At 58.3% G+C, this 21,942-nt stretch carries 22 protein-coding genes; 6 read left to right on the top strand and 16 right to left on the bottom strand.

Annotated elements, in window-relative coordinates:
* Window positions 1-7 precede the first annotated feature (7 nt).
* The 6 genes from Q0063_RS10225 to Q0063_RS10200 all read right to left on the bottom strand — a co-directional run bounded on the left by Q0063_RS10225 (window position 8) and on the right by Q0063_RS10200 (window position 5,689).
* On the bottom strand, window positions 8-1,006 hold the full coding sequence (locus Q0063_RS10225) for a PTS glucitol/sorbitol transporter subunit IIB (RefSeq protein ID WP_297871873.1): 999 nt from the start codon (window positions 1,004-1,006) through the stop codon (window positions 8-10).
* 15 nt (window positions 1,007-1,021) lie between these two features.
* The gene (locus Q0063_RS10220; protein ID WP_297871872.1) at window positions 1,022-1,573 is read right to left on the bottom strand and encodes a PTS glucitol/sorbitol transporter subunit IIC; all 552 of its coding nucleotides are present in this window, start codon (window positions 1,571-1,573) and stop codon (window positions 1,022-1,024) included.
* Between the two features lie 13 nt (window positions 1,574-1,586).
* Window positions 1,587-2,018: a transcriptional regulator GutM gene (locus Q0063_RS10215; RefSeq protein WP_297871871.1), complete on the bottom strand. Its 432-nt coding sequence runs from the start codon at window positions 2,016-2,018 to the stop codon at window positions 1,587-1,589.
* A gap of 14 nt (window positions 2,019-2,032) precedes the next feature.
* On the bottom strand, window positions 2,033-3,931 hold the full coding sequence (locus Q0063_RS10210) for a transcription antiterminator (RefSeq protein WP_297871870.1): 1,899 nt from the start codon (window positions 3,929-3,931) through the stop codon (window positions 2,033-2,035).
* Between the two features lie 33 nt (window positions 3,932-3,964).
* Window positions 3,965-4,765 carry an SDR family oxidoreductase gene (locus tag Q0063_RS10205; protein WP_297871869.1) on the bottom strand — a complete coding sequence of 267 codons (801 nt, stop codon included), beginning with the start codon at window positions 4,763-4,765 and terminating at the stop codon, window positions 3,965-3,967.
* Window positions 4,766-5,134: 369 nt separating this feature from the next.
* Complete coding sequence (locus Q0063_RS10200; RefSeq protein ID WP_297871868.1) at window positions 5,135-5,689, bottom strand: hypothetical protein; 555 nt, start codon at window positions 5,687-5,689, stop codon at window positions 5,135-5,137.
* Window positions 5,690-5,923: 234 nt separating this feature from the next.
* Here Q0063_RS10200 and Q0063_RS10195 point away from each other — a divergent pair, with 234 nt between their 5' ends.
* The 3 genes from Q0063_RS10195 to Q0063_RS10185 all read left to right on the top strand — a co-directional run bounded on the left by Q0063_RS10195 (window position 5,924) and on the right by Q0063_RS10185 (window position 7,513).
* Entirely contained in the window at window positions 5,924-6,790 is an 867-nt protein-coding gene (locus tag Q0063_RS10195; RefSeq protein WP_297871867.1) for a hypothetical protein, read from the top strand.
* A gap of 130 nt (window positions 6,791-6,920) precedes the next feature.
* Complete coding sequence (locus Q0063_RS10190; RefSeq protein WP_367180362.1) at window positions 6,921-7,205, top strand: branched-chain amino acid ABC transporter permease; 285 nt, start codon at window positions 6,921-6,923, stop codon at window positions 7,203-7,205.
* A gap of 23 nt (window positions 7,206-7,228) precedes the next feature.
* A complete protein-coding gene (locus Q0063_RS10185) occupies window positions 7,229-7,513 on the top strand; it encodes a hypothetical protein (RefSeq protein WP_297871866.1) in 285 nt (94 codons plus the stop codon).
* Between the two features lie 916 nt (window positions 7,514-8,429).
* On the opposite strand, the gene Q0063_RS10180 is transcribed toward Q0063_RS10185, so the two are convergent.
* The 8 genes from Q0063_RS10180 to Q0063_RS10145 form a co-directional block, all read right to left on the bottom strand.
* Window positions 8,430-9,521 carry a glycosyltransferase gene (locus tag Q0063_RS10180; RefSeq protein WP_297871865.1) on the bottom strand — a complete coding sequence of 364 codons (1,092 nt, stop codon included), beginning with the start codon at window positions 9,519-9,521 and terminating at the stop codon, window positions 8,430-8,432.
* An 88-nt stretch (window positions 9,522-9,609) separates the two neighbouring features.
* On the bottom strand, window positions 9,610-10,701 hold the full coding sequence (locus Q0063_RS10175; RefSeq protein ID WP_297871864.1) for a BclA C-terminal domain-containing protein: 1,092 nt from the start codon (window positions 10,699-10,701) through the stop codon (window positions 9,610-9,612).
* Window positions 10,702-10,714: 13 nt separating this feature from the next.
* Entirely contained in the window at window positions 10,715-11,362 is a 648-nt protein-coding gene (locus Q0063_RS10170) for a BclA C-terminal domain-containing protein (protein ID WP_297871863.1), read from the bottom strand.
* Between the two features lie 14 nt (window positions 11,363-11,376).
* Window positions 11,377-13,068 (bottom strand): recombinase family protein, encoded by a 1,692-nt coding sequence (locus tag Q0063_RS10165; protein WP_297871862.1) that lies wholly within the window; start codon window positions 13,066-13,068, stop codon window positions 11,377-11,379.
* Between the two features lie 56 nt (window positions 13,069-13,124).
* Window positions 13,125-13,379 carry a DUF6870 family protein gene (locus tag Q0063_RS10160; RefSeq protein ID WP_297871861.1) on the bottom strand — a complete coding sequence of 85 codons (255 nt, stop codon included), beginning with the start codon at window positions 13,377-13,379 and terminating at the stop codon, window positions 13,125-13,127.
* A gap of 493 nt (window positions 13,380-13,872) precedes the next feature.
* A complete protein-coding gene (locus tag Q0063_RS10155; protein ID WP_297871860.1) occupies window positions 13,873-14,514 on the bottom strand; it encodes a hypothetical protein in 642 nt (213 codons plus the stop codon).
* Window positions 14,511-15,107: a hypothetical protein gene (locus Q0063_RS10150; RefSeq protein WP_297871859.1), complete on the bottom strand. Its 597-nt coding sequence runs from the start codon at window positions 15,105-15,107 to the stop codon at window positions 14,511-14,513. The genes Q0063_RS10155 and Q0063_RS10150 overlap by 4 nt, the downstream gene beginning before the upstream one ends.
* Window positions 15,108-15,134: 27 nt before the next feature.
* The gene (locus Q0063_RS10145) at window positions 15,135-15,731 is read right to left on the bottom strand and encodes a hypothetical protein (RefSeq protein WP_297871858.1); all 597 of its coding nucleotides are present in this window, start codon (window positions 15,729-15,731) and stop codon (window positions 15,135-15,137) included.
* Window positions 15,732-16,060: 329 nt separating this feature from the next.
* Between Q0063_RS10145 and Q0063_RS10140 the strand changes: the two genes are divergently transcribed.
* Together Q0063_RS10140 and Q0063_RS10135 are read left to right on the top strand one after the other, a co-directional pair.
* Window positions 16,061-16,381 carry a PadR family transcriptional regulator gene (locus tag Q0063_RS10140; protein ID WP_297871857.1) on the top strand — a complete coding sequence of 107 codons (321 nt, stop codon included), beginning with the start codon at window positions 16,061-16,063 and terminating at the stop codon, window positions 16,379-16,381.
* Entirely contained in the window at window positions 16,378-16,815 is a 438-nt protein-coding gene (locus tag Q0063_RS10135) for a hypothetical protein (RefSeq protein ID WP_297871856.1), read from the top strand. Before Q0063_RS10140 ends, Q0063_RS10135 begins: the two co-directional genes overlap by 4 nt.
* Before the next feature lie 522 nt (window positions 16,816-17,337).
* Here the strand turns inward: Q0063_RS10135 and Q0063_RS10130 are convergent.
* Together Q0063_RS10130 and Q0063_RS10125 are read right to left on the bottom strand one after the other, a co-directional pair.
* Window positions 17,338-17,493 (bottom strand): hypothetical protein, encoded by a 156-nt coding sequence (locus Q0063_RS10130; protein ID WP_297871855.1) that lies wholly within the window; start codon window positions 17,491-17,493, stop codon window positions 17,338-17,340.
* Window positions 17,494-17,746: 253 nt separating this feature from the next.
* Window positions 17,747-21,244: an SIR2 family protein gene (locus Q0063_RS10125; RefSeq protein WP_297871854.1), complete on the bottom strand. Its 3,498-nt coding sequence runs from the start codon at window positions 21,242-21,244 to the stop codon at window positions 17,747-17,749.
* 494 nt (window positions 21,245-21,738) lie between these two features.
* On the opposite strand from Q0063_RS10125, the gene Q0063_RS10120 reads away from it, so the two are divergent.
* On the top strand, window positions 21,739-21,942 hold a 204-nt coding region (locus Q0063_RS10120; protein WP_297871853.1), incomplete at its 3' end, for a hypothetical protein.

The following is a 21,942-nucleotide window of genomic DNA, read 5'->3' as shown; positions in this document are numbered from 1 at the left end:
GATTCCCTCAAGCGTACAGGCCGAAGCTGGCGGCGTAGGCCAGCAGCACCCGGAGCCAGCCGGTGGCAAAGCGGGAATACATGACGGACACCACGCCCACCTCGATGGTCTCGGTCTCCGCCTCCGCAAGGCCTAGACCCACGGGGATGAAGTCGCAGGCTCCCTGGCAGTTGATGGCGAACAGAGCGGGCAGGGCCAGCTGGGGGGCGACGTTGCCCTTTCCAATCTCCGCGCCCACCAGCGTGCCGACAATCTGAGCAATCACCGCGCCGGGACCCAGCAGGGCCGACAGGCCGGGGATGGAGCAGATGACGCCCAGGGCGACCAGGCCGAAGATGTTGCCCGCCAGCGGCGTCAGGACGGCGGCAAAGGCGTTGCCGAAGCCGGAGCCGTTGATGACGCCGATGAGCATGGACACAAAGGCCATGAAGGGCAGCAGGGTCGTGATGCAGGTCTGAATGGCGTCCCGGGCGGCCTGGTAGAAGGTGTTGACCACCTTGCCCGCCGCTAGGCCCAGCTTAGTGACCAGGGACTTGTTCTCCTGCTTCGCCAGAGTCTCGGAGACCTTCTGGTCCGCGGTGAAACGGGCTTTCTGGGGCTCCTCCGCCTTGGGCTCCGCCTTCGGAGCGCCCTCCGCCAGGGAAACTTGCTCGCTGGTGACAGCGGAGACATAGATGTCCTCTTTGATGAACTGGGCCATGGGACCGGACTTGCCCACGGGCATGACGTTGATGGTGGGAATGCGCTTCTTGGGGTAGATACCGCAGCGGAGAGTCCCGCCGCAGTCGATGATGACCAGGGCCAGTTCTTCCTCGGGGCAGTTGGTCTTGAAGCCGTTGACGGGGGTCAGGCCGGTCAGCTCCACGATTTTGGAAAGGCACTCCGGCTCCGCGCCGCCGCCGGTGATGTACATGACCTTATTGCGCTGCTCGGTAGGCGTGATGGTCAGGGGACCGCCGAAGCCGCCGGGGCCCTTCTCCACGCGGATAGAACGATAGTCAGACATAATCCTCTCTCCTCCTTACTTCGCGGCCTTGAACTCGCGGCTCAAGGTGACGCCCTGCTGCTTTTCCACCATCTTCGTGGTAAACTCCGTGGCCCAGCCGGAAATGAAGTTGGCCGCAAGCCCCACCAGAAGATACCGGACCGCCAGGGGCGTGGTATCCAGGCCCAGGGCCGTGATGCCGTTGGCGATGCCCAGCCAGATGAAGAGCTCAGAGGCGTTGATATGGGGGAACAGACCGTTGTTCGTGTGGCAGTGGTAGGTAGCGGAAGCGTAGTAGCAGGGCTTGTAGAACTCGGGCATGAATTTGCCGATGGACAGGGCCATGGGATTGCCCAGCATGAAGGCGCTGACAAAGGGCAGCACCGCATAGCGGAGAACCGGGTTTCCGGTGCAGACCTTGGCGAGGCGCGCCACGGTCTTCTCCCCGGCCATGGCCATGACGGCGTTCATCAGCACCAGCAGCATGACGATGGTGGGGATGATGCCGGTGACCCAGCTCAAAAACTGCTGTCCGCCCAGGGTGAAGAGGTTCATAAACCCGGCGGCTAAATTGACAATGAAATCCATAGAAATCCACCTTTCAGGTTCTTCCGGTCAGGGTCCTCCCTACCCGCTGGAAGGGAGAGGGCGGCTGGGGAATCTCCTCGCCGGAGATAAATTTGTTATAGGAATTCCGGGCGTCCAGAATGGCCCTGCGCAGGTTCCTGCCGTGCTTCGGCAGGTCCTCCTCCGTCAGGCCGCCCACGTGCTTCCCTTCAAAGCCGGGAAGCGCCGTCACCCGGGCAAAGCAGGTGACGCCGAAGAGCTTTCTGCCCTCCTGAATCACGCCGCTTTCGTCAATGAGGAACATCACAATGGCCCCGGCGTGGAAGCCTCCGGCCTGACGGCCGCAGGCCACCTTCCCCCGGCGGCGGAGCTTCATGAACTCCCGGGAAAAATGGCGCATCTGCAATACGCTCAGTACCGCCTGGACCACGAACATCCCGGCAATCAACAGACCCAGCTGAACCATAGAGAACGCTCCTTTCAGACCTGCCGGTACAGCGCCCGCAGAAGGGCCTGGAAATCGGCGGCGTGGGTGATTTTTTCCATCAGGCCGCTGTCCTTGGCGACGCTGATAATCTCCTCGTAGACCCGGACGAGAATGCCGTCCTCGGCATCCACTTTCTCCGGCAGGCCCAGGAGGAAAATGAGCTGAATTTCCCGGTCCCGGTACCGGACCGGCTGGGGGAATACGCCCACCGCCAGCACCATCCGGTCCCCGGCCTTCTGGACGGTGTGGGGAATGGCTACGCCGTGGTCAAAGGCCATGGAGCCCTTTTCCTCCCGCTCCCGGAGACGCCGGGCAAAGTCCCCGTCCACCTGGCCCCCCTCCGTCAGGGAGGCGACCATGGTCTCCACCGCCTCCTCATAGGTCCCGCCGCCGTCAAAGCGGAAGAACCGGCTTTCGTCCAGCAGGCCCACCATGACAAACCAGTTGTTGTCCAGGACGGGGACGTCCACCTGGTCCCAGTATTTGGCCTTTTCGATCTTGTGGCGGATGTCCTGCTCGTTGAAAATCTCGTGTATGAAAATCACCGGCTGTTCCGTCCGGCAGGGGAGCTGGACGGTGGTGAAAATCAGACCGAACTCCGCCAGGCGTTCCGGCGTCGCCTTTTCCATGGACAGCAGTGTCAGTTCCACGGAGCTGTCCAGCACCCGCTTCAGCTGGGAGGCCACCAGCCGGGCGGTGACCCGGCCCACGCCGCAGACCACCGCGGCCCGGAAGGGACGACGGCGCTTGGCGCTCTCCTCCAGGAACACCCCGAAGTAAGAGGCGAGATAACTCCGCTCGTCCTCTGTCACCTCCACGCCGTACCTTGCCCGGATTACCTGGGCGGCCACGCCGCCCATCTGCCAGGCCAGGGGATACTTCTCCCGCAGCTCTGCCACCACGCCGCTTTTCAGCCGTACGTGGAAGCGGAGGCGGTTAATCATGAACATCAGGTGATAGAGGAATTCCTCCATGAACTCCGGCCGCTCCAGGGTGATGTTCAGCTCCAGCCGTATCTGCCGGAAAATCTCATCCGCCAGGGGGCCCATGGCCTGGTCCAGCTCGATGGCCTTCATGTTCTCCGCGTCCGCCGGGGTCCGCATCCCCACAATGGGAAGCAGGGCAAACAGCTTTTCTTCCGGGGGGAATTCCACATGGAAAAACCGGCCAATCTCCTCCAGCAGTCCGTCAATCACGCCGAACTCCCGGCGGGCAGTGAGACTGTAGAAGGCCTGGGGCAGGTTTTTCAGAGGGTGCCCGGTGAGAAAGCGGTCCAGCATCACCGTCAGGAAGCGCTGGAAGGCGTCGCTTTTTTCAAAGGGGCTTTGGGAGAAGGAGGCGTCCACCAGCTCCGTAATCTCCGGGTCCAGGGGATAATCCCGGTACAGGGCTTCATAGGCGTTTTCCAGAATGTAATTCCGGATATCCGTCTCCTGACCCTGGAGGACCAGGCCCTTGCTGGTCTTGCCCAGGATGGACAGCCGGCAGGGCTCAAGCTCCGCCCGGAGCTTTTTCAGGTCGCCGGTAAAGGTGCTGCGGCCAATGCTCATCTCATAGGCCAGGTCGTCCGTCAGCAGCGGCGCATCCGCCCGCATAAGCCGCCCGAACATGTAGTCCATGCGGTTCCGGGGGGAATTGAAGCGCTCGTCACTCTCTGTGAGACGGGCCCGCGCGTCATGAAAGGCGGCGCCGTCATAGACATGGAGGGTATACCGGCCCTGAGCGCTTTCCACGGCGGCGCAGCCCTTCAGGTCCTCGTTGAGCTGCTTGATGTCGTTGCGGACGGTCCGCTCACTGACCTCCAGCCTCTCCGCCAGCTCTCCGGCGGAAAGAGTATGTACGCGGCAAAAGGCCAGGAGGATGCTTGCGATGCGGTTTTCTCCGGTTCCCACGCGGTTCCCCTCCTGTCTTTTTTAGTCTGCCGGTTACCCTCTGGACTTGCCGCCGGAGATATCAATGGTGGTACCGGTAATATAGCTGGCCCGGTCGGAAACCAGATAGGTCACCAGGTCGGCCACCTCGTCCAGCTTGCCGTCCCGGCCCAGGGGAATCACCTTGGTGTAATCGGTGGACAAATCTTCAACTTTGCAGCCCCGGGTGTAGGCCAGGGCCTCGTTATAGGCGGGGCTGCGCAGGCCGGTGGGCTCCAGAATCCCCGGCGCGACGGCGGCGACCCGGATGTTGTACTTGCCCAGCTCCTTGGCCCAGGAGCGGGTGAGGCTGTCCGCCGCGCCGTTGGTGGCGGAGTAGACGGATTGGCCCTGGGAGCCCTCCTTGCCCGACTCGGAGGACATGTTAATAACAACGCCGCCCCCCTGCTTCAGCATCTGCCGGACACAGGCCTGGGTGCACAGGAACATGCCCTTTACGTTGATGTCGAACATCCTGTCATAGGATTCCTCGTCCAGCTCGAATTCAGGCCGCTCACCGGTGACGTCCACCAGCAGGCGGGGCAGGTTGATCCCGGCCACATTGACCAGCGCGTCGATTTTCCCGAACTGCTTCACGACGGCGTCCGCCATCGCCTTGACGTCTTCCTGCCGGGTCACGTCGCATTTGACGCACCAGGCGCCGTCCTGCTCCTCGCCGGTGTTTACACTCACGTCGGCAATCACCGCCTTCGCTCCTGCCGCCGCCAGCGTCTGCACGGTGTGCCTGCCGATGCCCGACGCGCCGCCGGTGACGATGACCACACGGTCCTCCAGATTCAGCCAGCCTTTTTCCATGATGCGTTTCCTCCTGTTTTCCGCGCCTTGCCCGGCGCTTTTGATGGGTTCATCTTAGAGGAAAAACACCGCGATTTTAATACGGCTTTTTTTCAGGGCCCGGAAATACGTTTCGCTGTGTTTTTTCACGAAGCCGGAAAAATCTTGGTGGAATTGTGCGGATTTTATATGCGGACCCGGATGCTTTGTCTGTTTTGCACAACGGCAGAGGCGAGGCCTGTATGGATTCCTTAAAATGCCTCCATTTTATCAAAAAACGTCTTTTATTCCAAGAACAATTATAAGCCGCGGCGGATACAGGCCTGCCTGGCGTCATCGTACCAGCCGCTCCAGGCGGACAGGCTCATGGGGCCTCCCCCGCCAGCAGCTTCATGACTCCGGCATGGCCCGGGCCTCACTGAGAGCATAGAAAAACAGGAGGCCAGCTTGCCTCCTGCTTAAAAATGGTATAGAGGGGAGAATGATCTCTTTTGATGTTTCCTGCGTTTTCAGGACATTTCGCTGTTGCGCATATATGACTGGCCCGGTGGCTCCAGTGGCTCCGGCAGCGCCGGTGGCGCCAGTAGCGCCGGCAGGACCGCCGGCAGGGCCGGTGGCTCCGGTGGGGCCGGTGGGACCGGTGGGGCCCTGCATGGGAGAGGCCGTCAGAGCACCCTGCATCTTCGCTTTCAGGAAGAGCTGGTTCTGTACGGCGGTTTCCAGCATGCTGCGGACGCTCTCATTGGCAGCCAGCACGTCGCTGACGGTGGCGGCAGGGCCGCTGAGCCCGGGCAGGGTGCCCAAAATATATTGCAGTTTCTCTCCCTCTGCGTTGAGGATATGGCTCAGTCCGAGCTCCTCCATGGCAATGGAGGAGAGAATCTGATTGACTGCGCCTTCCCGCTCAATAGGCGGATCAACCTTGGGAAAACTGGGCAGAGACATAAGTCGGGAATCTCCTTTCGATTTGTAAAGTGCGATTTCAAAGCGCATCCGGCGCGGCGGTGGGAGAAGAGGCCTCCCTGCCGCCGTACCCGGGATTACTCTATGCGCATACCCGCCCGGGCGTTCCGGCTGGAACCAAACTGCGTTCCCTATCATAGGATAGGACGGCGGCACGGATGCCCTGCCGCGTATCCCGGTCCCGGCTCCGCCGGGACAGATATGGAGTTTTTGAATATGTCTATGCCTTCTTTCCCCCACGGCGGAGCGAATATGACCCGTGAGGAAGCTCTGACCATGATTATCGCATCCATTGCGATGGAAGAGCTTGCCCTGAGCCATATCCTCAACGCCGAGGGTGAGAAACTGCAATATATCCTGGGAACATTGCCGGGCACAAGTCCCTGTGCCTGTCCCCAGGACGTACTGGCGGTCAACAAAAGCGTCACCGCTCTTGTGGAGGCGGTGACGCAAAATCAGATGATGCTGAAAAACAAGCTGGATCACGTACTGGAATTTTGCCCGCTTCCCCCATCCCCGCCCCACAAACCAACGCCTGATCCGTGTCCTCCGCCGTCTCCTCCAGCCCCTGGCCTCTGCCCGCCCTGTCCGCCCGTCTCCCCGCCGTGCACCGGTCCCTTCCCGGGTCCGGCTCCATGCAGGACGCCGTCCTGTGAAAAAAGCACACTTCAGCTGACAGGCCATCGGGAGAAAGCACTGTGGACGCCGGACAGCCGCCTGTCCTGGAGACAGCGAAGCTGCTCGGGAACAGATATCTGCTGGGACAGGAACGCTCCCGCGCAGGTTCAGCTGAACCCTGGAAAAACCTATGTAATCCAGTATACATTGAATGTCTGCGCTGCGTCTGCGGCAGAGGGAACCGGCACCATTCTTCTCAGACAGTCGCCCTGCGGCGTGTTCGCGGATGTGCCGCCTCTCTGCTTTTCCCTGGAGCGTATGGCACACGGGCCCCAGACCCTGCAGCATGTCTCTGTGCTGCATCCCCGCACGGACAGAGGCTGTGCGGTGGACTTGTCCCTGGTGCTGAACGCCAAAACGGCGCTTTGCGTGGAACGGGCAATGATGGATCTGGTGGAGATTTGACTGAAAAGCCGGAAAGCCTTGATATATCAAGGCTTTCCGGCAGAGAACGGCCCCGCCTGGCCGGCGGGGGCCTGTACGGATTGGCTGGGATATTTGTTGTCCAGTTTGTCGCCGGAGAGGAGGACTGAGTGTGGAAGTGACCATTAACGCGGAGATACTGATTACATTGGCAGAGCTTCTGACCGCGCTGGGCGTGATTGGCGGTGTGATCCTCTGGTGCATCAAGTTTGTTCAGCGGAGCAAACGGCAGCACGAGGAACTGAAAGCAATCCGCAGGGAACAGACCCTGATTTGCTATGGACTGCTGGCCTGTTTGAAGGGGTTAAAGGAGCAGGGCTGTAACGGTCCGGTCACCGAAGCCATGAACAGGCTTGAAAAGCACCTCAACCAGGCCGCGCACGATGAGGAAGCATGAGCATAGGAAAGGAGCGGTCAATTATGAATCAAATCGACTGGAAGCACAAGTTAAGTTCCCGTAAGCTGTGGGCGGCCATTGCAGGCATCGTGACCGGTCTAGCCATGGTGTTCAGGCTGGATGAGAGCACCATCAGCTCGGTGGCGGGCGCGGTGGTGTCTGTGGCCTCTGTGGTGACCTACATCATCACCGAGGGCAGGGTGGACGCGGAGAGCGTCAGAAAAGCAACGGAGAAACAGGCGGATTGGTCCAAAAACGCGCAAGCGGCCGCCTCTCTTCCAAACACGGCAGGCAAAGCGGAATTCTGAGGGAGCTCCTGTTTAAAAATTTTATGCAGGGGCCGGGCGCTGTCCTGCCTTCCGGGAGCCTGGCACTTCCGAAAAACAGGACAGAACCCGTCCCCTGCACCTCATCCTCCTGATCCGGTCAGCACCGCTGAAAACCGGCGGATACCGGTTTTCAAACAGCGGCGGAGCCGCTGCCAGGATTTCCCTGTGTCCTGGCGACGAAGACCACCGCAAGACCGTTTTGCAGCCTGTTCGGCGGCTATAAAATGCGTGATCGGACAGGCCCTGCTCTAAAAACGGATTTTTGTGCTTGCAATTTTTCCGTGATCTGTTACAAGCGGCGCATTTCGCGCCCTGATTTCGATAGACCCCGCTACCGGAAAATATGCCTGGAAGAAGGACCCTCTGGATGTCTGGAACATTCTGGGCGACCGTCTGGCGGCGATTGTGTGGGATGAGAAAGAAGAAAATCCGGAATACCTTGGAAAAAGCCGCAACCTGTGGAGCAATCTCTTTAAGGAAGTCCTGTTGTATACTCTGGTATAAGAGCCTGTATTCACAACCGCTGCACGCCGTCCGGCTATGAATACAGGTTCTAAGGCCGGGAAAGCCCTGGCCGGCGGCCCGCTGATATGACTGGCTTTCTGGAAATTCCATAAATTGACCTGGGCCATCTCATGATGAGCCGGACCTGTCTGCCGCCCGGCGGACAGCGTTCGGAGCATCATGAGATGGTTTTTTGCCGGCCCTAAAGATTCATTCCCAAACTCTTGCGGCACAAGGTTTCCCGGAATGTATGCTTCACCTTTTTGTTCCTTTTCGCAAACCGGACTGCGCAATTCGGCCCCCGCCTGACACGGTTCAGCTGTGATGCCGGATGGAGCATGGGGGTTCAGATCAGACCGGACCGGTCAAAATCCGTTTCTGCCGGGCGGGGTCAGTCGACTTGCGCGTCCTGCTCCAGCAGGGCCAGAAAGAACGCCCGGTTATGGCGGACCGCCGGAGAATCCGGCTTGCAGGCGGCGGCCAGCTCGTTGAACAGCGCCGCCCTCTTCTGACCGCCCAGACGGCTGTGGCAGACACACAGCTGAATACAGGGGAGATAGCCGTAACAGTCCGGGGAAACAAAGCCGCCCCGGCGGTCGTCACGCACACAGGTCAGGGCCAGGGCGTACCAGTAGGCGGCCTGACGGTACTGCTCTTTCCGGAAAAACCAGAGGCCAATATCGCAGCAGGTCTCCGCCCGGGGCCGGTCATAGACGAAGGTGCGGAACAGCGCCGCCAGGGCCGCCTGTTCATGCCCCAGCTCCTGATGGCAGTAGGCGCAGTGGCAGCAGGCGTCGATATTGTTTTCTGTCCAGCCCCGGCCCTCCTCCAAAAAACGCTCAAAAGCCTCCAGGGCCTCCTCCCAGCGGCGGTGGTAATAGAGCTCTCGTCCGTAGTAGAACTGCTCTCGTGGCTCCAGCTCCTTTCCCGCGTCCAGCTGGGCCTGATAAATCCGCAGGTTTCGGTCCGGGTCGGAGGGGCGGGTCTTTTTGTGTGTAACGGCGAAATCCCCGTAGAGAACCTTCCCCACTGGTGCGATGGCCTCGTGGACGGCTCCCGCCCAGCGCATGCCGGCCCGGTTTTTGATGAGCCGCTCCCGGTAATAGGAGAAGGTCACGCAGCCGTTTTCGTCAAACCCGGTGTGGTATGGAGCCATGACCACCGAGACGTCAGGCTCCAGGGTCTCCTTCAACTCCAGGAATGCCTTCCGGTCCTCCTCCAGAAATACGTCGTCGGCGTCCAGCCACAGGCAGTAGTCCATGGAGGCGTGGGAAAAGGACTCGTTTCGGGCGGCGGCAAAATCGTCCCGCCAGGGGAAGTCAAAGACTTTGTCCGTAAAACGGGCGGCGATCTCCCGGGTGCGGTCGGTGGAACCGGTGTCCACGATGATGATTTCATCCGCCAGCTCCGCCGCGCTCTCCAGACAGCGTGCCAGTACATCCTCCTCGTTTTTCACAATCATGCACAGACTGACGCTCACCATAGGGAAGCCTCCTCTAGATTCGTTATGAGAGTACTCCCACTGGCTTCCGCCGGCGGGAGTACCTGGTTTTGACTTTGCAGGCTTGCGTTTATCCTACATCGAAATCCCATCCGCCTTCCACTTCATGCTCCGGGTAGTTTTCCGGTTTCGACCCGTTCAACCGAATGATGGTCAGAGAGGCCCCTGCCCCGCCGCCGACCAGGACGGCGCCTCCGGCAAGAGTCATGGGGTACATCTGAAGAGAGATGGTGGAGTTCGCGGGCAGGTAAGCCGTGATCTGATTCTCAAATCTGGAGGTGGCGATTTTCGGGGCGATGGTGGATGCGACGCTGTTGACGCTGTTGATCACCAACCGGGTTCCCATCAGCAGGGCCAGCGTGGTATTCACGTGGTAAGAAATCTGATAGGTGCCCGCTTCCGCAACGGTAAATACCGTGTTCCCGGAATTCGCCGTGACACCGGAGGGCAAAACCTGCGCGTTGGGCAGCGGGATGGGGGTGCCGCCGGATGCCACCGCGATGGGACTGCCCTGGGTGTTGGCGGCAAATGCGGCGGTAAGGCCGGGGCCGGCGGCTCCGGTGGGGCCGGCAGGGCCGGTGGCTCCGGTGGCGCCCACAGCCCCTGTGGCACCGGCGGTGCCGGCGGGACCGGCCGGGCCGTCCGGACCGTCCGGCCCTGTGGGTCCGGTGGGGCCCGTCTCGCCCTCCGCGCCGGGCTCACCCGTCACACCTGCCACACCTTGAGGACCGTCTGGCCCAGTGGGACCAGTGGGGCCTGTCGCACCGGCGGGACCTTCCGCCCCGGTGGGGCCGGTGGGGCCGGTGGGCCCGGTGGGGCCCTCAGCAGGACCCTCGGGACCGGCAGGACCGGTGGGTCCAGCGGGACCGGGAAGAATGGGGGCCTTCATGGCCGCGCTCAGCTTGGCAGTCAGCAGCGCCTGCTGCTCCATCACATCGGACAGGGTATCCTGTACGCTCCGATTGACGTTCATGACCTCGTCGAAGTTGGCGGCCACCTCCAGTCCCGGCAGGGTGCCCAGAACATATTGCAGCTTTTCGCCCTCGGCGTTGAGGATATGGCTCAGGCTGAGCTCCTCCGCCGCAATGGAGGAAATGATCTCGTTGAGACTCCCTTCCCGGCTCAGCGGGGGATCAATCTTGGGAAACGTAGGCAGTGACATGAGACATCCCTCCTCAGCTCAGGCGGATGATGGACAGGGTTGCTCCGGCGGCCCCGGGCAGCAGCGTGACCGTGTCGAGAATGCCGTAGATCTGCAGGGTGATGGTGGTTCCCGCTTCCAGCTTCACGATGATCTCATTGGAAAAGTGGCTCTGACCCAGCGAAGGCGCCACAGTGGAGGCCAGATTCGGCTTGTTGTTGATCATCAGCCGGGTGCCGCTGGTCAGCGCTGCAGTGGTATTGACTGTATAGGAAATCCGATAGTATCCGGGGGTGTTCACGGTAAACACGGTGCTGGTCCCGTTTGCGGTAATACCCGCGGGCAGCACCTGATTGTTCGGCAGGGGGACCGGAAAACCCGCAAAAACGACAGGCAGACCCGCGCCGCTGGTATTGGCCGCATAGGCGGAGGTGTCGGTGACGCTGGGGCCGGTGGGGCCGGCGGGGCCGGTGGCACCGGTGGCGCCCGTGGCTCCGGCAGCACCCGTGGCGCCTGCCGCGCCGGCAGGGCCGGTGGCTCCCGCCGCGCCGGTGGGACCGGTGGGGCCGGTGGGACCAATGGGGCCGGTGGGGCCGGTGGCGCCTGCAGGACCGGCAGCGCCGTCAGCACCCGCAGCTCCCTCCGGGCCGGTGGCTCCGGTGGCTCCGGTGGGTGCAGGCATTTATACACAACAGCTTAGACTGCTTTTCCGCCGGTCACGCAGAGCGCCTTTTGATTGCCTGCTGCATACTCTGCAATGCGGCGGTATGGGTCCGCGAAATGAAACTCAATTTCGATGCTTTTGTCCTCATGGACATAAATTGCACTGACTAGGTCTGCCAAAAGGCCGCGGGACAGGCTTTCAATATTGCGGTGTTTCAAAAAGGCGGTTAAATAGGGGTTATCCGTGTCAATGCCCTGGGCAGCGGTCTCACGTTCGAGTTGAATATGGGCGATGGTCTCCTGAAGCTGCCGGGCCTGTTCCTCAAGCCGGACTTTCATGCGGCAATACTGGTCCCGGGTCATATCGCCGTTTTTCCAGTCCATATAGAGGCCGTCCAAAACGCTGGTCACCTTGTCGAGCTCTTTGCGTCTCTGCTCCGAAAGCCCGGTCAGCCGCATAAATTCTGTACGCGCTGCCGGAGCATTGCTGATCTCCTCAATGATTTCGGGCAGAGCATCCACAAGCGCAATCTGCTTTTGGACAGCAGCCAAAACCGCCTTTTCCAAATCATCCAGTCTGATACTGTGCTTTGTACACAGAGTTTTGGATTTATCCCGGTTGGTTCTGCATTGGTAGTATACAATGTTTCTGGCTGTATGGCGCACCATGCTTTTCCGGCAGTCCGCACAGCGGATAAAGCCGGAAAACAAATACACCTTCCGTTTGCCGGGTGCGGTTCGGGTGTCCCGCTGATGCAGGCTCCGCGCCGCTTCAAAGGCAGCTTTGTCTATGATGGCCGGCACAGCGTTCTCCACAACAAACCATTCGTCTTCCGGCACGGCCGTCCGCTTGTGTACCTTATAGCTGATGACCTTTTGCCGCCCCTGGCGCATCACTCCAATGTACAAAGGATTCTGGAGCATCCGCGCAACCGTTGACGGAGACCATAGCCCGTCGTTGTTCCTGCAATGCGGATTTTCATAACGGAGGCCCTTGGAACGCTTATACGCCGCAGGATTTGGGATTCCATACGCATTCAGCCGCCTGGCAATCCCGGCCTTGCTCATACCCTCCAGAATAAACCATTTGAATATGTCCCGGACCACCTGGGCGGCCTCCTCGTCAACCATCAGCGCGTTTTTATCCTCGGGGTCCTTGATATAGCCATAGGGGGCAAATGCGCCGATAAATTCCCCCTTTTCCCGCTTGTGCCTGAATGTCCGGCGCACATCGGCGGAAGTTTTGTAGGCATACTGTTCATTCATAAAGCCCGTGATGCTGACTTCCAGACTGTGCACGATTTCCGGGTCCAGAAACGTGTCGAGCCTCGGTTGGTAAAGGGAAATAAACCGGGTGTTATAAAGAGGTATAAACTCCTCCAGAAAGCGGCCCTGATTTGCGCTGTTGCGGAAGGCTCTGGACAGGTTTTTTACAATGATGCAGTTGATCCGTCCGCATTTCATGTCCTGAACCATACGCTGAAAATCCCGCCGCTCCAGGTCCGTCGTGCCGCTGGTCCCGTCATCAATATAGGTGTCCACTACTTCATAAGGGCCATCCTCAAAAAAGCCGGGAATTTCATCGTTCAGTATTTTGTCCTGATTGACTACGGATTCTGAGACAACCGCTCCGTCGTCACGGGACAGGCGAATATATTTTCCAATCTTCCAAACGATCTGTCCGGATACGGTTTTGCCGGTTTCTGATTTCCTGATTCTCGCCATGCGCCGCCCTTTCTCCCCTCCAAAGCAATCGAATCATACCATATATAAGGAAAAGCCTAAGTTTTCAAGCTCAGAAAGTAGGCTTTTATCTTCTTGTCAAGTGTTTCCCCGCAGGGTTGGAATGAAATTTTCACGGGGGTTTTTCCCACCCGGAAGCAGTAGGGATTCCCAACCTGGGCCAGATAGCTTTCAAGCCGCTGACCGGCGGTTTCTCCACGGATTTCTATTTCAAGAATATCCCTCAGGCAGGCGGGGCCGGCGTCATGCACCGTGGCACGGGACATCTCTTCCAGAAGGTTTTTATCAATCATGCAAAGCACCTCCTTCTGATTTTATGTGCATCCGTCAGGCCGTATCACCCGGACGCCTCCATGATGCTGAAGGCGTGCCCCTTCCGGATTGGATCTTTTTTGGGGGGCGGCGGGAAAACCCGATAAAAACCGCCCGGCTGGTTTATAACCTGCCGGGCGGATGATAGGGCAATGTGAAGGTTTCTTACATGGCATGGTTTATCTCCGGGGGCATATCGCCCGCCGGTTGAAACGCGGTATTTGCGGCTGAGCAGAATTCCTCCTCCAAACGTGCGTTGAGCCAATATCACGGCCTCCCCTCATGCCCTGGCTTTCCTTTATATGACAGTTCAGAAGCGGCGGCCCTGATTTCTCAAGGGCCGCCGCCGGGTATGATAAGGCATGACAATTTTCTGATATATGGCGGCTTTTCTGCTGCCGCGCCGCTGTTCCGCGCGAAAATCTCCCGTCTCAGGCCGGCTGACAGGTCAGAACACAGTGTCCGGCAAAAACCTCACAATTCCGCGGCGATCGTTCCCCCGGACCCAGCCGGCACTTTATCCCGGGAAAACTCCCGGTACACCTCCAGCAGCTCATAGGCATAGCCGTAGATACCCGACCCGTACTTCGGGTAGTGAGAGGCGTTGGAGGCGGAGGCGATAAAGCCCCGGATTTCGCTGATAAAATCCCGCTTTTTCGAGATGTCCCCCCAGTCCATCCCGCAGGGCAGCACGCTCCCGGCCTGACCGGGGAACTTCGTCTGATACGCCCCGGTGCGGCAGAGCCAGCGGTTCAGCGCCGCCAGCTCCGCGTAGGAGGCATTGGAGGGGTCGATGTCACGGATATGGCAGGTGAAGTCAAAGGCTCCGCTGCCGGACGTGCCCCGGATGCGGACGATGGGGTCCTCGTCCGTGGAACCGGCGGTAAACTCCGCTTCGTAGGTCTGCGGGTTCGAGCCGCCCACGCCGCCGCTGCAAAGGATGTTTTCCCCCATCCGCAGGAAAAAGTCCGGGCCTTGGACGAAACGATGGCCGGGCGTTTCCCGTTCCGCCGTCAGGCTCTCCGCGAAGGCGGAGGAACCGGAGACCGGCCGGGACCGCCGCGGCAGTGCGGAAGCGTCCGGCATTGCAAAATTAAGAAGCGCCCCAATGTTCATATGCGCCCTCCCTGCTTCCCGGCAAACAGATCTGCCGACAAAAGGCCCTTGATCAGGTTGGACACCCGGCCGCAGGCAGACGCCTGATCGTAGATCGGGGAGACGTCCTTGTATTTGGGCGTCCCGTCAGGGTTCAGCTCCCGGGACAGCTCGGCACCCCACTTCTTCAGGGAAAAGGCCCACTGATCCAGGTAGTCCAAGGGGTTTCCCGGCCACTGGTTGATCCGCCCCATGGTTTCCCGCAGTTGCTCCGTGGTGGTGAACGGGTTGTCCATATCTCCCAGGGGTATGAAATGAAAATCGGCCCTCGTCCAGCCGTAGTCCAAATCGCTGATGGCCCCCATGGCGTTCAGCTCGTGGGTCAGGTCCATCCAGTCCCGCTTGGAAATAGAATTAGGGTTGGTCTTCAGCCGCTGCAAGGTCCGCTTCGCCCCGTCGGTGAGCTTGGAGACAATCTCCTGATTTTTGCCGGAGAGAAGCTCCGAAAAGTCTACTGAGGGTCCGTCCGGGTTGACGCCCGCGGGCTTGTATTTTCCCCACTCCGAGGTGGGAATGCCTGTGTTGTTGACGATATAATTGACTCCGCTGTCCATGCTGCGTTCTCCTTTACAAGTATGTATTTAAATCCAGCCCCGGGCCATAGCCTCGGCTCCGGTGATGAAGTCCGGCCAATCGTTCTCCCGGAAATCCCTTGCCCAGGAGAGGAGGTCGTCCAAACTGCGGAACCCCACCATGGGGGCCTCGTCGAAGCCGTGGAGCCATGCGGCTTCGGAATCCGGGGCCGCACTTGCCGCATAGACCCCGCCCCTCAAACCCAGCCGGACCATCGTGACGCCCTCGGCGCAGCGCAGCCCCTTTTCGCTGAGGATACCCAGCTCCTTCATGGTATCCAGCGCGTCGTAAATCTCAAAGGCGGACAGATCCCCGGCGTAACGCTCCCGCAGAAACGCCAGGTTTTCCCCGGTCCACCCCTGGGAGTCTGGAAGAACCGCCTCCGGGCGTTGCGCTTTCCAGGCCCGGTAGTCGTCCCTGAACTGCATATACACGGAGTCCAGCATCCGGCCCGGCGGCAGCTCCCGCATCAGCTGCCGCTGGCGGTCCATGTCCAGATACTTGTCAAAAGCGGATTTCCGGCCGTCCCTCTGTGCCGTCCGCCGGTTTTCCATCCCGGAACAGGGCGAAACAGCACGGGTCATAAAACTACTTGGAATGTTCATGCGTATCTCCTCTTTTCTTGTTTCAAGTTATGACTGGTGTCCATACAAGTGCATTGATAGATCCATCCCCCTTGAAACCCGTACGCCTTTACGTTTTGAATTTGTATTCCCTTACCTTTTTATGGTATCACCGTACCAATATTTTGTAAACATAAAATTTCAATGTCATTAAAAATTAAATTGCGATGTTTTTTGCGCGGGCACGTATTGACGAAAGCGGAAAATGATATATAATGATTCTCACAGGTTTTTGAGGCTTTTTCTATTTTTGAGGGAGGATGTGATGACCTCTGTCTAAAAACAATCCTGCCCAGGGCATTGAGGAGAATTTGAAACGGGCCGTTGCGGAAATGCTGGTCCTTGCCATGCTGAGCAGGGAAGATATGTACGCCCATCAGATTGCTCAAAATCTGTATGAGGGATCCGGGAACAGGCTGAACATCGTGCCTCCCTATATGCTTCTCTACAGGCTTATGGAAAACAACTATGTTCAGGACCTGCATAAATCAACCGCCCCGGACGGGCGGAGACGGCAGTATTATCAAATCACCGAAGAGGGCCGGCGCTATTTGAAGGACTTGATTGCGCGCTACAACGACTTTATAGCGGGGGTCACATTGTTATTGAAGGAAGAGGGGGCGGAACCATGATGAAAGCGGCTGAACAGTATCAATCACAAGTAAAGCGCTCTCTTTTCTGCGGCAGGGCCGACAGGGAGCATCTTCTTGACCGGCTCGGGGAGATGCTGGATGACTTTCAGCAGGCAAGGCCGGAAGCGGATTACGCCGAGTATGCGGTTACCTTTGGCGAGCCCGCCGCGTGTGCTGCGGAACTGCTTTCGAGTTTGGGCGAATCAAAATTTGAGGCCCTCCAGAAAAGACGCCTGCGGGCCCGCCGGGGCGTATATGCGGCAGTTTTGGCTGTATTTGTTCTTTTATCGGCTTTTTTGTATGGGAGATACCGCCAATCACTTTACTTTAACAAAGATACGGTTCTGGTGATAGAACCTGTCATTGAAGTTCCAAAGGATGTAGTTGATGCAATGATCGAGCAAACTCCGATGGATGCCTGTTCTTATGGATGAACGTGAATCAGAAGAGGCTTCCTGCTTTTATGCGGCGGAGACGAGCACCTGGTATGCTGTCTCTTTGCATCCGCTGAATTATTGAAAAAATCTCACGGTGGGAGTTGATTCCGGTCAGGAATCGCGTCTCGCCGTGAGTAATGTCATTAAGTTAAAGGCATAAGAGAATAAATAAGAAAAAAGCACAAAAAGGGATACCGTCTGATGGCGGCGGACGGATCTGACCTGAAGTCCGCCGCATATCCCGGGGATCCCGCCTCCTACCGGCCTGGGACAGCGCGTCAGCACGGCTGGAATCTTTGGCATTTGAATGCGCTTTATGATTTGCAAAACGGCATTTATACCGACGTAATTGTCCAGAAAGAACGCGAAAAAGACGAGAAAGCGGCCTTATGTGCCATGGTGGACCGCTCGTCTGTTTCCGGCCCGGTTATCCTTTCCGTGCCGGGCTTTCGGAACTCCAGGTACAGATAGCCGGTGGACTCCTCCCGCTCATTGTCGCCCAGTAGATAAAATTCCATTTTACGATCCCGGGAGCCGAAGGGGGTCCAGCCGCTCCGGGCGTTTGTCCCCGTTCAGGATAAAGGGGACGAAGCTCTGGGTGGTAATGGATTTGCCGGCGGCGTTATTGCCCCGCAGCAGGATCAGAACCGTGTCCCGAACCATTTGATAGTGCATTTTCTGGCGCTCCAGATAAAAAATGCCCATGATTGTGCGATATACGGTGTAGTTGTCCGTAGATATCTGGTCTCTGATATGCAGTCTAACAAGCCGGCTTGCAGCATGATCCGTCAGCCTTTCCCACCCGATTTTCTCTATTGACTCCATCATGCTGTATCCCTCTCCACATTACAATCACATATTGCATGTTCTGTTTCATGCACCTTGTCTGAGGCAATTTTAGAGAGGCGGCGCACCGCGCCGCCTCTTTTTAACCCCGTTCCGGGCCATATCCAAAAAGCTGCCGGAGCTGCTCCACCCGGGGCAGTAGGGCATTCTCCTCCCGGTACACCGCATAGTTGGCGGTTTTGGCAATGCGCTCCAGCTGGCGGAAAGCGCGGAGCTCCTCCCTGCGCAGTCCCTGTCCCCGGGCATAGGTCAGGTGGTAGAGCGTCACGTCAAAAAAAGCCTCCTGAAACTCGATGTCATCGGGGTATTGCGCGCTCCATTTTTCGAGCTTCCCCATGAGCTTGGAGGGGATATCGCGGGTCCGGTTTTCCCGGGCTGCATACATCTTTCCGCAGACAGACGCGTAGGCGGACCGCATTCGCTTTGAACCGGGGAACCGTTTGAAAATCTGCTGGAGCTTTTGGAACAGGTCTTCTGAGTGGCTCTGGGTCTGCTGGAGAGTACACATGTACAGATTTGCCGTGACGATGGCCAGCTGCTCCGCGGCCTCGAGAACGGGATGCTTCGCATAGACGCGTTCCAGCAGCGCCGCCAGCTCGCAGGCAGGCTGGTAGATATCCGATCCGCTTCTTTGAAGCGTGATGAAATACTCCTCTGCCGCCTCGACGCCCCGCAGACAGATAGCCCGGTCCTCCAGGTGCGAAGCGAGATGCCTTGCGATGGCGGTCCAATCCTGTTCAACCGCCTCCACACACTCCAAATAACGCCGCAGATGAATCAGCCTCGCCCGGTTGTCGCAGCAGAACAGGACCAGCCCCGGCATATCCGGATGGTTCCCGGCCAGTTTGTCGCACCTGTCCAGGAACTGCGCCAGCTTTTCAGCTTCCGCCGCATTGTGCAGCCCGACGGCATAGCTCTCGAGGATATCAGCCGCCCGCTCCCAAACCCTGGGATGGTCATAGAACTTTGATACATATTGGACAAACCGACCGGCGCTGTCCAGCAGCCGGTCCCAGGTTTCCCTCTCCGTCAGGACGATTGCGATTCTACCCCACAACTCCATCTCATACCGTGCAAAGAGACATGTCCCCTCGCCCTGGAGCAAAATGTCCTCCAACGGACAGAAATCCCGAATCTCTCTGGCGTCCGCAAGCCAGGGAATGTAGAACTCGAAATAGTCCAGGACGTCCTTTGGCGGTATCTCCAGCATTTTTTGGAAGAGGGGTTCCTCCGGCCAGTCCTCGATGGCGCGGGTGAGAAACTGTCCCAGGCCGAAAACGGAGTTTGCCCGCGCCAACCTGGTGAAGGGAACGGCCTCCCGAAGTTTGACGGCGTGGAGGACGAGATACTCCCGGATGATATCCGGGAAAGCGGGTGCGATGATCCAGGCGTAATCCGGGAGCTCCGCCGTTCTTCGAACGCGCTCCTCCCGGAGCTCCGCCAGCCACCGGGACTCCTCCTCAGACAAGTCCCTAACTTCATTCAGCATACAGAGGTAGAATTCCTCGGGGCCGGCCTCCAATTTGATGTAAGGAGCCAGGAACGCGAACGCCTCATCCCTGGACATGGACTCCTCTCCCGACGGGGCTTTGCCTGGGGCGGGGTCCTCGTCCAGAGACGGCGCGCCGCTTTGAGTAAGCTGGCCGTGGATACGGGACAGAAGCCCGTCCCCGGGTTCGAAGGTTTCCAGCTCGTCCTGCTGGACAAACAGGTCAGCAAAGACGCTTTGCGTTCCGGGACAGCGGTCCTGTTCATCTAAAAAGGCGGACAGGCGGCCGCAGTCCTCCTGCAAACAGTTCTCGCCGGACACATCGGTGATGTTGAACTGCTCTGTCATGCAGGCCATGGCCAGCAGCCTGAGATAGGCGTTTACCAGACGGCCGTCCTTCAATATGAGCTTCCACCGGCTGGTTTCCTTTTCCAGATAGGCCCTGAGGAGTTGTTTAGCCCCGTTGATGTCGACGGCCCCGGCCTTGTTGACCCATACCTCAATGAACATACTCAGATAGAGGGGCCGCCAATAGGGTTCTTCCAATGCTTTCCGAAAGAGCTTCTGGATCGTTTCCCCCACCGCGTCCAAATTGGCCTGGTAGGCCGCTGCTTCCGCCGGTTTCAGGAAAGCAGGGAGATACGCGTTGAGATAGTTCCGAATATAGTGCCGCTCATCCTCCGGACTCATGGCCTCCAGGTGCAGGAACTCCGCTGTGTCCGGGCTTGCCGCGCCGTTGAGGCAGCGGCAGGACTCGAAGGAAATCCGATCCTCCGGCGGAAGGCAGCCGCTCAGCTTGGAAAGCCAGTCTTCCTCACCTGCGGCCTGCCTCCGCTCCACCAGGATCAGTCTGAGCCTATAGGGCGTGTGTTCAAACTGCCGCAGCAGGCCTGCGATGGTTATGGCCGCCGGTTCCTCTTCGCCCAGGATGTAGTCCAAAACGACAACCGTGTCCGTGAAGGGGATGAAGCCGGAAAAGAGCTTGGGGTCCTTCCGGGCGAAAAAGCCGTACCAGTTGGCAGGGAGGACTTTCAGCCATTCCAGAAGCAGACGGCTTTTCCCGATGCCGCCCTCTCCCAGCACACCCCACCAGAGGACAGCATCGCCGGCGTAAAGGAAGCGGTTCAGCTGCTCCTGTTCCGCCCTCCTCCCGGTAAAATCGCTGAACCGGTTGGAGAAGTGCATCCGGCCGAAGGCCGACGGAAGCCGTTTCGGGGCGGCATAAGGGTCGATCTGCACAAGCTGTCGGATCTCCGCCCGGTTTCGGAGACGGTAAGAGACGGCCTCATCCAAAAAGGCGGGAAGGTGGTCGTGGCCCGTACCATAGAAAACCGGAATTGCGTTGGGGGGCAGGGGAGGGGCGGAATCCCCCTCCTTCATCAGGTAGAAATAGGGCACGGACAGGCCCAGCTTGCCGCTCACAAACTGCATAAAAACGGACAGGTTCGGGTCGCTGACCGTTCCTCCGCAGCCCACAATCATGAGGGGATGGGTGCCCAGAAGGTTTTGGATAAACTGTGCTCCCGCGTTTTCCAGAATGGTTTGGTACTGTTTACCGTCGGCTATGATGGAATCCACCCCCGCAGCTTTGTCGTAAACGCCGTGGAGATGAATCACCCGGTTGGAGGCGGTACCGTTGAGGATTGGCAAAATCTCGCCTGGCTTTTCATAGGAGACCCAGCCGCTCCCGACGGCCTCCTCCAGAAGCAGGTCGTAGTTGGTGGTGGCAGTCAGGTCGCCCGCCCGGCATATCTTTTGAAATGCGCCGGTCATCACCGGGTCTGACGGGTGCAAGGAGCCGATGGTCTCATCCATGAAGTCCACATAAGTTCCGCTGGCTTTCAAATGCTCCAGAAGATATGTCGCCGCAGAAATCAGCTCGTGGGTGGAACAGGAGCCGGCCAGGGCGTCAAACTCCGCCCGCTCTGCCGGAAGGAGACGGCTTTTTCCGGTGTCGAGCCAGGTTCCCCAGCTGTTTCGATGCCGGCCCAGGGACATGGAAGCCCCCGCACCGCATAGATACACGATTTTTTCTTGAGATTCCAATACCCGTTGAAGGGCCGGATAGTCCGATATGCTTCTGTGTGCCATAAAAAAATCTCCTGTAAATTTCGGTGCTTATGTCCTGCGTCCTTGTCTGAATGCGGTCGCCTTTGTGGACATTTTTCTTGAATGCAGCATTCTATGCTGCATTGCATCCACTCATTTCATTTTTGTTTCTTAACATTAACTCCGTCGTATTTTATTGTCCTTCATTATAACAAACTGAGTTGCGTATGGCAAACTTATTGAGAAAAAAGATCTGGAGCCGGTAAACGATATCGAAAGCTCCGGCAGGTGAGAAGAATGTGAGAAATACTATCTTCGGCAGGACGCAGGTAATTAACAGGATTCAAGTGAAATTGTCCAATGCCAGATATCAAGGTTACACGAGGGGACGCCATCCGGCAAATCATATAGCACAGCAAACAATAGATGAACTGAGTTGTGAAAAAAGCTGTGGGCAGAGGCTGGCGTACTCCATACGCTTTTGCACAGAAGCTACAAAATTGCTATATTAAGCGCAAGAAAACTGCAGCGGGACTGTGAAGATTTTCAAGCACAAAGCCAACCGCTTTGAAGGGCCCTCATTTGAAGAAACAAACGAAATTTATCCTGTCTCTATGCCTGATGATCTTTCTCATCATCGGAGCTGGCAGCTATGGCCTATTGGGCAACAGATCAAGCGCAGCTTCCGTTGTCAACGCCAATTTGAAATTGTAAGAAAACGCCGAAGAAATTTTGTAGTT

It is taken from the genome of uncultured Oscillibacter sp. (assembly GCF_947654275.1).
In the GTDB taxonomy this organism is placed as follows: domain Bacteria; phylum Bacillota; class Clostridia; order Oscillospirales; family Oscillospiraceae; genus Oscillibacter.
This window is presented reverse-complemented; position numbering and strand designations above follow the sequence as displayed.

Excerpts from the sequence above, each read along its gene's own strand:
- Q0063_RS10225 (WP_297871873.1), bottom strand. The coding sequence starts at position 1,006 with ATGTCTGACTATCGTTCTATCCGCGTGGAGAAGGGCCCCGGCGGCTTC.
- Q0063_RS10220 (WP_297871872.1), bottom strand. The coding sequence starts at position 1,573 with ATGGATTTCATTGTCAATTTAGCCGCCGGGTTTATGAACCTCTTCACC.
- Q0063_RS10215 (WP_297871871.1), bottom strand. The coding sequence starts at position 2,018 with ATGGTTCAGCTGGGTCTGTTGATTGCCGGGATGTTCGTGGTCCAGGCG.
- Q0063_RS10205 (WP_297871869.1), bottom strand. The coding sequence starts at position 4,765 with ATGGAAAAAGGCTGGCTGAATCTGGAGGACCGTGTGGTCATCGTCACC.
- Q0063_RS10200 (WP_297871868.1), bottom strand. The coding sequence starts at position 5,689 with ATGTCTCTGCCCAGTTTTCCCAAGGTTGATCCGCCTATTGAGCGGGAA.
- Q0063_RS10195 (WP_297871867.1), top strand. The coding sequence starts at position 5,924 with ATGTCTATGCCTTCTTTCCCCCACGGCGGAGCGAATATGACCCGTGAG.
- Q0063_RS10185 (WP_297871866.1), top strand. The coding sequence starts at position 7,229 with ATGAATCAAATCGACTGGAAGCACAAGTTAAGTTCCCGTAAGCTGTGG.
- Q0063_RS10180 (WP_297871865.1), bottom strand. The coding sequence starts at position 9,521 with ATGGTGAGCGTCAGTCTGTGCATGATTGTGAAAAACGAGGAGGATGTA.
- Q0063_RS10175 (WP_297871864.1), bottom strand. The coding sequence starts at position 10,701 with ATGTCACTGCCTACGTTTCCCAAGATTGATCCCCCGCTGAGCCGGGAA.
- Q0063_RS10170 (WP_297871863.1), bottom strand. The coding sequence starts at position 11,362 with ATGCCTGCACCCACCGGAGCCACCGGAGCCACCGGCCCGGAGGGAGCT.
- Q0063_RS10165 (WP_297871862.1), bottom strand. The coding sequence starts at position 13,068 with ATGGCGAGAATCAGGAAATCAGAAACCGGCAAAACCGTATCCGGACAG.
- Q0063_RS10160 (WP_297871861.1), bottom strand. The coding sequence starts at position 13,379 with ATGATTGATAAAAACCTTCTGGAAGAGATGTCCCGTGCCACGGTGCAT.
- Q0063_RS10155 (WP_297871860.1), bottom strand. The coding sequence starts at position 14,514 with ATGAACATTGGGGCGCTTCTTAATTTTGCAATGCCGGACGCTTCCGCA.
- Q0063_RS10150 (WP_297871859.1), bottom strand. The coding sequence starts at position 15,107 with ATGGACAGCGGAGTCAATTATATCGTCAACAACACAGGCATTCCCACC.
- Q0063_RS10145 (WP_297871858.1), bottom strand. The coding sequence starts at position 15,731 with ATGAACATTCCAAGTAGTTTTATGACCCGTGCTGTTTCGCCCTGTTCC.
- Q0063_RS10135 (WP_297871856.1), top strand. The coding sequence starts at position 16,378 with ATGATGAAAGCGGCTGAACAGTATCAATCACAAGTAAAGCGCTCTCTT.
- Q0063_RS10130 (WP_297871855.1), bottom strand. The coding sequence starts at position 17,493 with ATGCACTATCAAATGGTTCGGGACACGGTTCTGATCCTGCTGCGGGGC.
- Q0063_RS10125 (WP_297871854.1), bottom strand. The coding sequence starts at position 21,244 with ATGGCACACAGAAGCATATCGGACTATCCGGCCCTTCAACGGGTATTG.